The sequence below is a fragment of the Caballeronia sp. SL1002 genome, from assembly GCF_057814995.1.
In genome coordinates, this window is the sequence record NZ_JBYMUW010000002.1 from 372461 (window position 1) to 384988 (window position 12528).

At 61.9% G+C, this 12528-nt stretch carries 13 protein-coding genes; 8 read left to right on the forward strand and 5 right to left on the reverse strand.

Going from position 1 to position 12528, the window contains the following annotated elements; translation table 11 throughout:
- Nucleotides 1-243 precede the first annotated feature (243 nt).
- A complete protein-coding gene (radC, locus tag AC3D25_RS04575) occupies nt 244-918 on the reverse strand; it encodes a RadC family protein (protein ID WP_488889595.1) in 675 nt (224 codons plus the stop codon).
- 251 nt (nt 919-1169) lie between these two features.
- Between radC and AC3D25_RS04580 the strand changes: the two genes are divergently transcribed.
- From AC3D25_RS04580 to AC3D25_RS04610, 7 genes are all read left to right on the forward strand, one after another.
- On the forward strand, nt 1170-1625 hold the full coding sequence (locus tag AC3D25_RS04580; protein WP_488887286.1) for an FKBP-type peptidyl-prolyl cis-trans isomerase: 456 nt from the start codon (nt 1170-1172) through the stop codon (nt 1623-1625).
- A 2-nt stretch (nt 1626-1627) separates the two neighbouring features.
- Nucleotides 1628-2584 (forward strand): 4-hydroxy-3-methylbut-2-enyl diphosphate reductase, encoded by a 957-nt coding sequence (ispH, locus tag AC3D25_RS04585; protein WP_488887287.1) that lies wholly within the window; start codon nt 1628-1630, stop codon nt 2582-2584.
- 407 nt (nt 2585-2991) lie between these two features.
- Entirely contained in the window at nt 2992-4224 is a 1233-nt protein-coding gene (locus AC3D25_RS04590) for a branched-chain amino acid ABC transporter substrate-binding protein (RefSeq protein ID WP_488887288.1), read from the forward strand.
- A 235-nt stretch (nt 4225-4459) separates the two neighbouring features.
- The gene (locus AC3D25_RS04595) at nt 4460-5410 is read left to right on the forward strand and encodes a branched-chain amino acid ABC transporter permease (protein ID WP_488887289.1); all 951 of its coding nucleotides are present in this window, start codon (nt 4460-4462) and stop codon (nt 5408-5410) included.
- Nucleotides 5411-5420: 10 nt separating this feature from the next.
- A complete protein-coding gene (locus tag AC3D25_RS04600; protein ID WP_488887290.1) occupies nt 5421-6590 on the forward strand; it encodes an ABC transporter permease subunit in 1170 nt (389 codons plus the stop codon).
- 29 nt (nt 6591-6619) lie between these two features.
- A complete protein-coding gene (locus AC3D25_RS04605; protein ID WP_488887291.1) occupies nt 6620-7408 on the forward strand; it encodes an ABC transporter ATP-binding protein in 789 nt (262 codons plus the stop codon).
- Nucleotides 7409-7425: 17 nt separating this feature from the next.
- On the forward strand, nt 7426-8130 hold the full coding sequence (locus AC3D25_RS04610) for an ABC transporter ATP-binding protein (RefSeq protein ID WP_488889596.1): 705 nt from the start codon (nt 7426-7428) through the stop codon (nt 8128-8130).
- Nucleotides 8131-8184: 54 nt separating this feature from the next.
- Here AC3D25_RS04610 and AC3D25_RS04615 read toward each other — a convergent pair whose 3' ends face one another.
- The 3 genes from AC3D25_RS04615 to AC3D25_RS04625 all read right to left on the reverse strand — a co-directional run bounded on the left by AC3D25_RS04615 (nt 8185) and on the right by AC3D25_RS04625 (nt 11113).
- The gene (locus tag AC3D25_RS04615; RefSeq protein WP_488889597.1) at nt 8185-8622 is read right to left on the reverse strand and encodes a GNAT family acetyltransferase; all 438 of its coding nucleotides are present in this window, start codon (nt 8620-8622) and stop codon (nt 8185-8187) included.
- The gene (locus AC3D25_RS04620) at nt 8622-9806 is read right to left on the reverse strand and encodes an acetylornithine transaminase (RefSeq protein ID WP_488887292.1); all 1185 of its coding nucleotides are present in this window, start codon (nt 9804-9806) and stop codon (nt 8622-8624) included. Before AC3D25_RS04620 ends, AC3D25_RS04615 begins: the two co-directional genes overlap by 1 nt.
- A gap of 275 nt (nt 9807-10081) precedes the next feature.
- A complete protein-coding gene (locus AC3D25_RS04625) occupies nt 10082-11113 on the reverse strand; it encodes a CDP-6-deoxy-delta-3,4-glucoseen reductase (RefSeq protein WP_488887293.1) in 1032 nt (343 codons plus the stop codon).
- Between the two features lie 91 nt (nt 11114-11204).
- Here AC3D25_RS04625 and AC3D25_RS04630 point away from each other — a divergent pair, with 91 nt between their 5' ends.
- Nucleotides 11205-12281, forward strand: coding sequence for an NAD-dependent epimerase/dehydratase family protein (locus AC3D25_RS04630; protein ID WP_488887294.1), 1077 nt, complete (start codon nt 11205-11207; stop codon nt 12279-12281).
- Here AC3D25_RS04630 and AC3D25_RS04635 read toward each other — a convergent pair.
- Nucleotides 12278-12454, reverse strand: coding sequence for a hypothetical protein (locus AC3D25_RS04635; RefSeq protein ID WP_488887295.1), 177 nt, complete (start codon nt 12452-12454; stop codon nt 12278-12280). The two genes, AC3D25_RS04630 and AC3D25_RS04635, sit on opposite strands and share 4 nt — an antisense overlap.
- Nucleotides 12455-12528: the final 74 nt, after the last annotated feature.

Genomic DNA, 12528 nt, shown 5'->3' on the forward strand with positions numbered 1-12528 from the left:
TTTGACACCTTCGGGTTTTGCACCCTCTGGGTTGATCTCTTCAGGTGAAACTAGCAGAGACCGCGTACGCTCGGAACAGGTTGGTTGAAAGAAGCAAACCGCGATTCTAGCAGCAAAAAGTCTGCAATATCAAGCCCTTTTTGGTCTTGTTCTTGAGCCGCGGACCTTTGCCGAGGGCGGAATTACCCATGTTTGGGAGGCTTTGGCGTGCTACTTATGAGCGCCGTGCCCGAGGCGCAGATGTCACAGCAAACCTTTGCGAGCGAAGGAGCATACCTCATTCGACGTGATCACGAGGTGATCGAGTAGTTGCACGTCGATCAACGCGAGCGCGTCCTTCAACGTGCGCGTGAGTCTGCGGTCGCTCGGGCTCGGCGTGACCGCGCCCGACGGATGATTGTGCGCGACGATCAACCCCGCCGCGTTCAGCGCCATCGCGCGCCGGACGATTTCCCGCGGATAAACCGCGACGCGCGTGATCGAACCGTGCGCTGATTCCTCTGTGGAGATCAACCGGTTGCTTGCGTCGAGGTAGAGGCACATGAAAACCTCGTTGGGCCGCGTACCGATCAGGAGCCGCAGATAATCCTCGACGGCATCGGGCGAGTCGAGCAACGCGCGAGACCGGGCTTTCTCGGCGAGCGCGCGCCGGCACAGTTCCGACACCGCCAGCAATTGCGCCGCCCGCGCCGGGCCGATCCCGCGCAACGCCCGCAGTTCGGACGCCGAGGCATCGAGCACGCCCCGCAATGTGCCGAAGTGCCGCAGAAGGTCGCGCGCGAGATCGACGGCTGTCGCGCCGGGCACGCCCGCGTGGAGGAAGAGCGCGAATAGTTCGGCGTCGGAAAGCGACGCCGCGCCCGTTTCCAGCAAACGCTCGCGAGGCCGCTCGCGCGCGAGCCATTCGCTGATCGGCATGACCGCGCCGGGCGTCGGACCGGGCAGGACGAGTTGCAGGTTGGCGTTCATTGACAGTTCCTTGGGCGCCGCCCGCGCGACGCCTTCTATATAGTACGAATTGCTGTTGCGCCGCTCGCGGCGGTGTGACTGGCCTCAGTGAATGTCATCAACTGTGGCTTACAATGGCGGTTTGGCGCGCGGCGCCCTCGATGCAGACGTCTAGTTTCAACATGCATCGGCTTTCGAATGAACGGTCAGATTCCATACTCATGAGCATCATTGATATTTCCGAGATCAAACCCGGCTCGCATGTCACGCTTCATTACCGGCTGGCGCTCGCCGGCGGCGCCGACATCGTCAACACCTTCACCGACAAACCCGCCACGCTGCTGCTCGGCGCGGGTCAACTCGCGCCTCCGCTGGAAGACATTCTGCTGGGATTGAAGGTCGGCCACCATTCGACCTTTCAGCTAACGCCGGAGCAGGCGTTCGGTCCGCGTAACCCGGACATGATCCAGCGCGTGTCGCTCGCGACGCTGCGTGAAAACAGCATGATCGGCGAGAATTTTTCCCCGGGCGATCTCGTGGAATTCAATGCGCCCGGCGGCGGTCGCTACGCTGGCGTGCTGAAGGAAGTCGGCGAAACGTCGGCGCTGTTCGATTTCAACCACCCGCTTGCAGGGCAGCCGCTCGCATTCGAAGTGAAAATCATCGGAATTCTGTAGCCATGAGCACCCCAGACACCCTCACCGACGTCGAAATCCTGCTCGCGCAGCCTCGCGGCTTCTGCGCGGGCGTCGATCGGGCGATCGAGATCGTCGAGCGCGCGATCAAACTGTTCGGCGCGCCTATCTACGTGCGCCACGAAATCGTCCATAACGCCTATGTCGTCGAGGATCTGCGCATGAAAGGCGCGATTTTCGTCGAAGATCTGGCGGATGTGCCGGAAGGCAGCACGCTGATTTTCAGTGCCCACGGTGTGTCAAAGGCCGTGCGCAACGAAGCCGGCACGCGCGGCCTGCGCGTGTTCGACGCGACCTGTCCGCTTGTCACCAAAGTGCACATGGAAGTCGCGAAGATGCGCCAGGAAGGCTTCGATATCGTGATGATCGGCCACAAGGGACATCCTGAAGTGGAAGGCACGATGGGGCAGACCGGCGAAGGCATGCATCTCGTGGAAGACATCGCGGACGTGCAGGCGCTCGCGCTGCCGGATCCGGCGCGCATCGCTTACGTCACGCAGACCACGCTTTCGGTGGACGACGCCTCGGCGATCATCGACGCGCTGAAGACGAAATACCCGGCAGTCAAGGAGCCGAAGAAGCAGGACATCTGCTACGCGACGCAAAACCGGCAGGACGCGGTCAAGTTCCTCGCGCCGCAATGCGACGTGGTGATCGTGGTGGGCAGCCCGAACAGTTCGAATTCGAGCCGTCTGCGCGAAGTGGCCGAGAAGCGCGGCATCCCCGCCTATATGGTGGATTCGCCCACTCAAATCGATCCGAAATGGGTCGAGGGCAAGAAGCGGATCGGCGTGACTGCCGGTGCGTCCGCGCCGGAAGTGCTCGCGCAAGCGGTGATCGCGCGGCTGCGCGAACTGGGCGTGCGCAACGTGCGCCCGCTTGAGGGAATCGAAGAGACGATTTCGTTTCCGCTGCCACGCGGTCTCACGCTGCCGGAATAATTTAGAACCCGGCATCGAAAAAAAGCGTCCCACTGGGACGCTTTTTTTATGCGTCACCGGGTTTCAGGCGCGCTCTTTTCAATGCGGGGCGCACATTCATGGTGCATTGTCGATATTGCGCAAGCGGTCAGGTTTCTACGGGTAATCCCTTGTGCTGCTACGCGATACAGAATCCTTACAATTCGCTTGATCGATACGATTGCGGTTATGGTGCAACTGCTGCACAACTTCGGATCGCAACCCGGTTGCGCCATTGTGCGAAAAAAGCCGCTTAAAGTGGGTTGCAATGCTGGAAAACCCCTGTCGCACAACAATATTGCCCATCCCATAAATAGAGTTACAATGCGCGCGTTCTAAGCCGGAAGGGGCTTGAAACATTGGTTTTTAAGCCGCGGGAGACCTACTTAATGCGAGTCAAGTTTGCTTGTGCCGTGACCCTCGCGGCTGCGGTTGCAATGATGGCCGCATGCAGCAAGAAGAGCGACGGCGAGGCGGGCGGGGCAGCAAGTTCGGCGAGCGCGGCGACTGTGGCGAGTGCAGCGGCAAATCCGGCAGCGCCGGCCCCGGCAAGCGATGCGATCGTGGTGAAGATCGGGCACGCGGCGCCGCTTACCGGCACGCTCGCGCATCTCGGGCAGGATAACGAGAACGGCGCGCGGCTCGCGATCGAGGAAATCAGCGCACAGGGTCTGACTATCGACGGCCACGCGATCCACCTCGAACTCGACTCGCAGGACGACGGCGCGGACGCGAAAACAGGAAGCGAAGCGGCGCAGCGACTGGTGGACGATCACGTGGTGGCGGTCATCGGTCATCTGAATTCCGGTGTGTCGATTCCGGCGGCGAAGATCTACAGCGACGCGAACGTGGCGCAGATCTCGCCCTCGACCACCAACCCGCAGTTCACGCAGCAAGGTTTCAAGACGACGTTCCGCGTCGTCGCAACGGATGCACAGCAAGGCCCCGTCCTCGCGGACTACGCGAAGAACACGCTCCACGCGCACAAGTTCGTGGTCGTGGACGACGCGAGCGCATATGGCCGGGGCCTTGCGGACGAATTCACAAAATCAGTACAAGCAGGCGGCGGCACGATCGCCGCCCGCGAGGCGACCAGCGAGAAGGTCCGGAACTACAAGGCCATTCTCACCAAGATCAAACGCATCCAGCCGGACGTCGTGATGTACGGCGGCATGGACGCGACGGGCGGCCCGTTCTTCAAGGAAGCGGCGGCACTCGGCATCAAAGCAAGATACCTGGCCGGTGACGGGGTGTGTACCGGCCAGGTGGTGGAGCTCGCGGGCGACGCGGTGCGAAACCTCGTCTGTTCGGAAGTCGGAACAGGACTTTCGAAACTGGACAACGGAGCGGATTTCGAACGCAAGTACGAAGCCCGCTTCCACACGCCGGTGCAGAGTTACGCGCCGTTCACGTATGACGCTGTGTACGTGATCGTCGACGCAATGAAGCGCGCCAATTCCATCGAAGCGCCCAAGGTGCTCGCAGCGATCGCGTCGACCGATTACAACGGTCTGACGGGACACATCGCATTCGACGACAAGGGCGATTTGAAGGGCGGCGCAATCACGCTGTACGACTTCAAGGACAAGAAGAAGAATGTCCTCGACGTCGTAAGGCCGTGAGAGCGCATGGCGCGGTGCCCACGTTTTTGATGGTGCCGAACATCGAAAGGCGCCGTTTCCGTATCCGTTCCAGTCAGGTTCCGCCGCTTTACCCGGCAGCGGAAACAGATCGGGGCGATTGACCCTTACCGGTTTTTTTCTCAAGTACGCGCAATGCTTTCTCTTTTTTCGCTTCCCATCGGTTTATCGGCCGGTGATAAAGCGAACATCGGGTCGCACGGCTAAGGAGCTATTAATGGATATCTTCATCCAGCAGATCATCAACGGTCTGGTGCTTGGCAGCGTCTACGCCATCATCGCGTTGGGCTACACGATGGTGTACGGCATTCTGGGCATCATCAACTTCGCCCACGGCGACGTGCTGATGGTCGGGGCAATGGTCGCGTTGTCGGCGATCGGCGTGATGCAAAACCACTTCCCCGGCTTGCCGATGTCGCTGATGCTCGTGATTGCGCTGCTGGTCGCGGCCGTCGTCTGCGCGGTGGTCGGCTATACGATCGAGCGCGTCGCCTACCGGCCGCTGCGTAAGGCACCGCGTCTCGCGCCGCTGATCACCGCGATCGGCGTGTCGATTCTTCTTCAGACGCTCGCCATGATGATCTGGGGCCGCAATCCGCTGCCGTTCCCGCAACTGCTGCCGACCGATCCGATCAACGTGATCACCGCGACGGAAACCCGTCCGGGCGCGGTCATCTCGATGACTGAAATCGTGATCATCGTGGTGGCGTTCCTCGTGATGGCGGGACTGCTCCTCCTCGTGCACAAGACCCGGCTCGGCCGCGCGATGCGTGCGATCGCCGAGAACCCCGGCGTCGCGAGCCTGATGGGCGTGAACCCGAACTTCGTGATCTCGGCCACCTTCATGATCGGCTCGGCGCTGGCGGCGCTGGCGGGCGTGATGATTGCCTCCGAATATGGCAACGCGCACTTCTACATGGGCTTCATTCCTGGCCTGAAGGCGTTCACGGCGGCGGTGCTCGGCGGGATCGGCAATCTGGGCGGCGCGATGGTCGGCGGCGTGCTGCTCGGCCTGATCGAACAGCTCGGCGCGGGTTACATCGGCAACCTGACCGGCGGGGTTTTCGGCAGTAACTATCAGGACGTGTTCGCGTTCGTGGTGCTGATCATCGTTCTCGTGTTCCGTCCGTCCGGCCTGCTCGGCGAACGTGTGGCAGATCGCGCATAAGGGAGAAAACATGACTTCGATTCAACCGATTGAGCCGTCCACGACGCTCATCCCCGAGAAAAAAGGCGCGAAGAGCTACGCGATTACCATTCTGGTCGCCGCACTCGTGATCTTGGCGCCGATGGTGATCGGCGCGGCCGGCGGCAATTACTGGGTGCGCGTGCTCGACTTCGCGATGCTCTACGTGATGCTGGCGCTCGGCCTCAACGTGGTGGTCGGCTTTGCCGGCCTGCTGGATTTGGGCTACATCGCGTTCTACGCGGTCGGCGCTTATGTCGCGGCGTTGCTGTCGTCGCCGCAATTGACCACGCAATTCGAATGGATCGCGCATCTGTTCCCGGGCGGCCTGCACGTGCCGTTCCTCCTGATCGTGCCGTGCGCGATGGCGCTCGCCGCCACCTTCGGCGTGCTGCTCGGCGCACCGACGCTGCGTCTGCGCGGCGATTACCTAGCCATCGTGACGCTGGGCTTCGGGGAAATCGTCCGTATTTTCATGAACAACCTGGACCGTCCGATCAACATCACGAACGGGCCGAAGGGCATCACGGGCGTCGATCCGGTGACGATCGCGGGCTTCAATCTGTCGCAGACGCACGAGTTCTTCGGAATGAAGTTCCCGTCCGTGTACATGTATTACTACCTGTTCGTGCTGTGCTCGCTGTTCGTGATCTTCGTGTGCGTGCGCCTGCAGCATTCGCGTATCGGCCGTGCTTGGGCCGCGATCCGCGAAGACGAGATCGCCGCGAAGGCGATGGGCATCAACACGCGTAACGTGAAGCTGCTGGCCTTCGCGATGGGCGCTTCGTTCGGCGGCTTGTCGGGCGCGATGTTCGGCGCGTTCCAGGGCTTCGTGTCGCCGGAATCGTTCACTTTCTGGGAATCGATCGTCGTGCTGGCCTGCGTGGTGCTCGGCGGCATGGGCCACATTCCGGGCGTGATTCTCGGCGCGGTGCTGCTCGCCGTGTTCCCCGAATTCCTGCGCTCGACCATGGGTCCGCTGCAGAACGCGATTTTCGGCCATCAGATCGTCGATACCGAAGTCATCCGCCAGTTGCTGTACGGCCTCGCGATGGTGCTGATCATGTTGTATCGCTCGGAAGGCCTGTGGCCTGCCGCGAAACACGAGGACAAGATCGCGAAGATTGCGAAGCGCAACAACAAGAAGCCGGTGCGTGCCTGATCGCCTGGATTTAAGCGGAGAAAATTTCAATGAGCGATAACACAAGCACCAAGCGCACGCGGTTGTCCGTGCAGGGCGTGAACAAGCGCTTTGGCGGTCTGCAGGCGCTGTCGGATGTGCGGCTTGAGATCAAGGAAGGCGAGATTTACGGGCTGATCGGCCCGAACGGCGCCGGCAAGACCACGTTCTTCAACGTGATCACCGGTCTCTACACGCCGGATTCCGGCGAGTTCAAGCTCGACGGCACGCCCTACACGCCGACGGCCGTGTATCAGGTCGCGCAGGCGGGCATCGCGCGTACGTTCCAGAACATTCGCCTGTTCGGCGGCATGACCGCGCTCGAAAACGTGATGGTCGGGCGTCATGTGCGCACGAAGCACGGCCTGATCGGCGCGGTGTTGCAGACGCCCTCCGAGCGCCGCGAAGAGCGCGAAATCAAGGAACGCGCGCTGGAACTGCTCGAATACGTGGGCGTGCTGCAATACGCCGATTACACGTCGCGCAACCTGTCGTATGGTCACCAGCGCCGTCTGGAAATCGCGCGCGCACTGGCAACCGATCCGAAACTGCTCGCACTCGACGAACCCGCTGCCGGCATGAACGCCACGGAAAAGGTCGAACTCACGCGCCTGCTCGACAAGATCCGCTCGGATGGCAAGACCATTCTGCTGATCGAGCACGACGTGAAGCTCGTGATGGGATTGTGCAACCGCATGACGGTGCTCGATTACGGCAAGGTGATCGCCGAGGGTCTGCCGCAAGACGTGCAGAAGGACCCGAAGGTGATCGAGGCTTATCTCGGGGCAGGGGTCCACTGATGTCTACCACTCAAGCAATGTTGAAAGTCAAAGGTCTTCAGGTCAATTACGGCGGCATTCAGGCAGTCAAGGGCGTGGATCTGGAAGTCGCGCAGGGCGAACTGGTCACGCTGATCGGCGCGAACGGCGCGGGCAAGACCACGACGATGAAGGCGATCACCGGTCTCAAGCCGTACGGCTCGGGCGATATCGAGTACATGGGCCAGTCGATCAAGGGTGTGCCCACGCACGAGTTGCTCAAGCGCGGCCTCGCGATGGTGCCGGAAGGCCGTGGCATTTTCGCGCGCATGTCGATTCTCGAAAACATGCAGATGGGCGCGTATCTGCGGAACGACACCGCCGAGATTCAGAAAGACACCGAGCGCATGTTCGGCTTCTTTCCGCGTCTGAAAGAGCGCGCGTCGCAATACGCGGGCACGCTGTCGGGCGGCGAGCAGCAGATGCTGGCGATGGCGCGCGCGCTGTTGTCGCGTCCGAAGTTGCTGCTGCTGGACGAACCGTCGATGGGTCTCTCGCCGATCATGGTCGAGAAGATTTTTGAGGTGGTGCGCGAGATTTCGCACGAAGGGTTGACCGTGCTGCTGGTCGAGCAGAACGCGCGGCTTGCGCTGCAGGCGGCGAATCGCGGCTACGTGATGGACTCCGGTCTCGTTACGATGTCGGGCGACGCCAAGACCATGCTAGACGATCCGAAAGTTCGCGCGGCATATCTGGGCGAATAAGTGTCTCGGCTTATATGAAAACCGCATGCTTCCAAAAGAAGCATGCGGTTTTTTTTATGCCGCTGGACCGAGCCGTTTGCCGAGGCTCACGACTTCATCGACGAAATAGCCGAGCTTTTCGTAGTACGTCCGCAGATACGCCTTCGCCTCCAGCACCTGCAGATTCACCTTTGGGCAGCCGAGCTTCGCGAGCGCGGCTTCCGCGTGCGCGACCAGCGCGTGACCGTAGCGATGGCCGCGCGCGTCGGGGTCGACGGCAAGCGAATACAGCCAGCCGCGATGACCGTCGTAGCCCGCCATGATCGTGCCGATCACGCGCGCGTCCAGCGTCGCCACGAAGAACAATTCCGGCTGCGTCGCGAGCTTGTTGGCAACCGACACGCGCGGATCGCGCTGCGGCTTCGCGGGATCCGCGTATTCCGGAAACGCGCGATGCCAGAGCGCGATCACGGCGTCCGTATCGCTTTTCGCATTGAATACGCGGATCGCAATCACATCGAATCCAGCACGGTGCGCAGCATCGCCATCATCTGGTCGATCTCGTCCTTCGTCACGTTCAGCGCGGGCATGAAGCGCAGCAGATTCGGACGCGCGGCGTTCAGCAGCAAGCCGTCGGGCTGCATCAGGCGCGCCTTTTCGACGATCTGCGGACCGTTGTCGTTATTGAGCAGCAGCGCGCGCAGCAGGCCTTCGCCGCGCTCGCCGTTGTAGCCGCGTTCGTCGGAGAGCTTGAGCAGTTCGGTCTTCAGATACTCGCCGCGCTCGCGCACGCCTTCGAGGAATCCCGGCGCGGTCAGTTGCGAAATCACCGAATAACCGACCGCCGTGGTGAGCGGATTGCCGTTGTATGTGCCGCCCTGATCACCGGGTTCGAAGCACGCGACATCCGCCTTCGACAGCAGCGCCGCGAGCGGCACGCCGCCGCCGATGCCCTTGCCGAGCGTCATGATGTCCGGCTCCACGCCCGACAGTTCATACGCGAACAAGGTGCCCGCACGGCCGCAGCCGCTTTGCACTTCATCGACCATCAGCAGCAGGTTGTGTTTCTTCGTCAGCGCGCGCAGTTCCTGCATGAATTCGCGCGTGGCGGGAATCACGCCGCCTTCGCCCTGAATGGGTTCGAGCATCACGCCGACGGTTTTATCGGTGATCAGCTTTTCCACCGACGCGATATCGTTCAATTCCGCCTTCGGGAAACCCGGCACCTGCGGCGCGTAGATCGTGTCCCAGCCGGGCTTCCCGCTCGCGGACATCGTGGCGAGCGTGCGGCCGTGGAAGCTGTGGTCGAACGTGATGATCTCGTAGGCGCCGCCCTTGAACTTCTTGCCCCATTTGCGCGCGAGTTTGATCGCGCCTTCGTTCGCTTCCGCGCCGCTGTTGGCGAAAAACACCTTGTCGAAGCAGCTGTTGGCGGTCAAGAGGCCGGCCAGTTGCGCCATCGGCGCGTTGTAGAACGCGGGCGACGGGTTGATGAGCGTGCGCGCCTGCTTGTCCATCGCCTCGATCATGCCGTCGTTGCAGTGGCCGAGCGAATTTACGGCCCAGCCCTGGATGAAATCGAGGTATCGCTTGCCGGTGTTGTCGTAGAGCCACGAGCCCTTGCCGTGCGTAAAGACGATTTCAGGACGGTTCGTGATGAACATCAGCGATTCGACAGGGTACTCATTGAAATTCATGACAGCAGGCTCCACGAGAGCGACAACAGGGGTTGAAGAAAACGGCGTCGAAAAATAAAAAAGCCACGGTATCCCGTGGCTTCATTTCTTGCGTTTGGAGCTTGATTTCAAGCTTCAGACGCGAATCCGTGACGAGCCAGCGGCGTCCCTAGGGAAGCGGCGAGCGGCGACGTCGAAGATGGGTCTGGATGCGGATCATTCGCGAAGAATACGATATGAAGTTCCTGCGTGTAAACCGCGGCGGCCGGATTTTTTCCGTCCGCCGCGCGAAAAACCTACACCGGGTTCGCGAGATCGGCTGCGCTGGTGAACGAATCCGCGTAGAACTCGTCCTCCGGCAGGCGATGATGATTCGTGAAATCGCGCTGCGCCGATTCGACCATCACCGGTGCGCCGCACGCGTACACCTGATGAGCGCTCAAGTCTGGCAGATCCTCGATGACAGCCCGATGAACGAAGCCCGTGCGGCCCGTCCACGCGTCGTCGGCGTCGGGTTCGGACAGCACCGGCACGAACTTGAAATTCGGCACGTCGCGCGCCCATTGCTCGGCGAGTTCCATCATGTACAGATCCTGCTTGCGGCGGCCGCCCCAATAAAGCGTCATCGGACGGTTCAGATTCTTGAACACCGCGTGCTCGATGATCGCCTTGATCGGCGCGAAACCGGTGCCGGAAGCGAGCAGCACGATGGGTTTGTCGGAATCTTCACGCAGGAAGAACGTGCCGAGCGGGCCTTCGAAGCGCAGGATGTCGCGCTCTTTCATCGGGCCGAATACGTGGTCCGTAAATGTGCCGCCGGGCATGTGGCGGATATGCAGTTCGAGCGGACCTTCGTGATGCGGCGGGCTCGCCATCGAATAACTGCGGCGCTTGCCGTCCTTCAGAATGAATTCGATGTACTGCCCGGCGAGATATTGCAGCCGCTCGTTGGCGGGCAGTTGCAGTTTCAGTTCGACCACATCCGACGCGCAGCGCGTGAGCGCATTGACGCGGCAAGGCAGCTTTTTCACCTGCACATCGCCGACGCCCGCGACTTCGCGCACGTCGATTTCCAGATCCGTCTGCGCGGTCGCGCAGCAAAAGAGCGCCATGCCGCGGGTGCGTTCGTCATTCGACAGCGCCGACGACGAATGCGGCGCCTGTTCCACTTCGCCCGCGAGCACGGTGCCCTTGCACGAACCGCAGGCGCCGTTCTTGCAGCCGTAAGGCAGGCCGATTCCCTGGCGCAGCGCCGCGATCAGCACGGGTTCGTCGGGTTCTACTTGAAACTGCCGGCCGCTTTGCCGGAGCGTTACGTTAAATGCCATAGATCTGGATCGGTAGGATTTCTCAGTCGGAATTCTGGGTCGAATTTCTGGGTCGAATTTCTGTTATGCAGGCCACAGCTACAATGAACGCATGATTGCCACTCGAACTTTACGCCGCGCGCGCGTGCTGATTGTCGGCTGCGGCGACGTCGGCATCCGCGCCGTGCCGCTCATCAAATCCCGCGCCGCCGCGCCGCGCGTGTTCGCGTTGACGAGCCAGCGCGAACGCATCGGCGAATTGCGCGCGGCAGGGACGACGCCGATCTTCGGCGACCTCGACGTTCGCGCGAGCCTGCGGCGTCTGGCCGGTCTTGCGCCGAGCGTGCTGCATCTCGCACCGCCGCAAAAAACCGGCGACGACGACCGACGCACCCGCGCGCTGATCGCCGTTTTAAGCGCGCCGGCGCGTAGTTTGGCGCGTACTTCGGCGCGTGCGGCAGCCTCGGCAAGCGCCCCGCACCGCAAGTGGCGCGCGTGGTTTCGCGCGACGTCGAAAGGTGCTGGAAAGCGCGCAAAAACAGGTTCCATTGTACCCGACGCCTCTGGCCGGATACGCCGCGTGCGTCCCGCCACGCGGCTCGTCTACGCCAGCACATCCGGCGTGTACGGCGATTGCGGCGGCGCGTGGATCGACGAAACGCGGGCCGTGCGCCCCGAAAATCCGCGCGCCAAACGACGGGTATCGGCTGAATCGCAATTGCGCCGCGCGACGGCGCGCGGCTCGATCCGCGCGTCGATCGTGCGGATTCCCGGCATCTACGCCGCCAACCGGCTGCCGCTCGCGCGTCTGCAAAAGGGCACGCCGGCGCTGATCGAATCGGAAGACGTTTTCACGAACCACATTCACGCCGACGATCTCGCAGCAATCCTCGTGCGCGTGCTCGAACGCGGGCTGCCGCAACGCGCGATCCACGCATCCGACGACACCGACCTGCGCATGGGCGATTACTTCGACGTCGTCGCCGATGCGTACGGCCTGCCGCGCGCGCCGCGCGTCGGCCGCGAGGAAGCAGAGGCGCGGCTCGAACCGGTCATGCTGTCGTTCATGCGCGAATCGCGGCGGCTGGGCAACACGAGACTCAAGCGCGAATTGCGCTACGAACTTCGCTATCCGAGCGTCGAAACGTTCCTTGGCGGCGTGCGCGCCGGGCGCACGCCAGGCGTCTAGATCAGCGCGGGAATCGTTTCGAGCAAAGCGAAGCACAGCAGCGCGCCGATCAGCGCGCCGATCAGATTCGGCTCGTAACGGTGGCGCACGTGCATCGTGGCGAGCAGCACGCCGATCAGCAACGCGCTCAGCGCGATGAACCCGACGAATGCGGCGGTGGAGTGGGCGAGCATGGTCGCCTCCTGCTTATTTTGATAGTCGTAAGCAGAAGTATAGGGTCGCGTCAGACGAAAGGCATGTTGCGCCG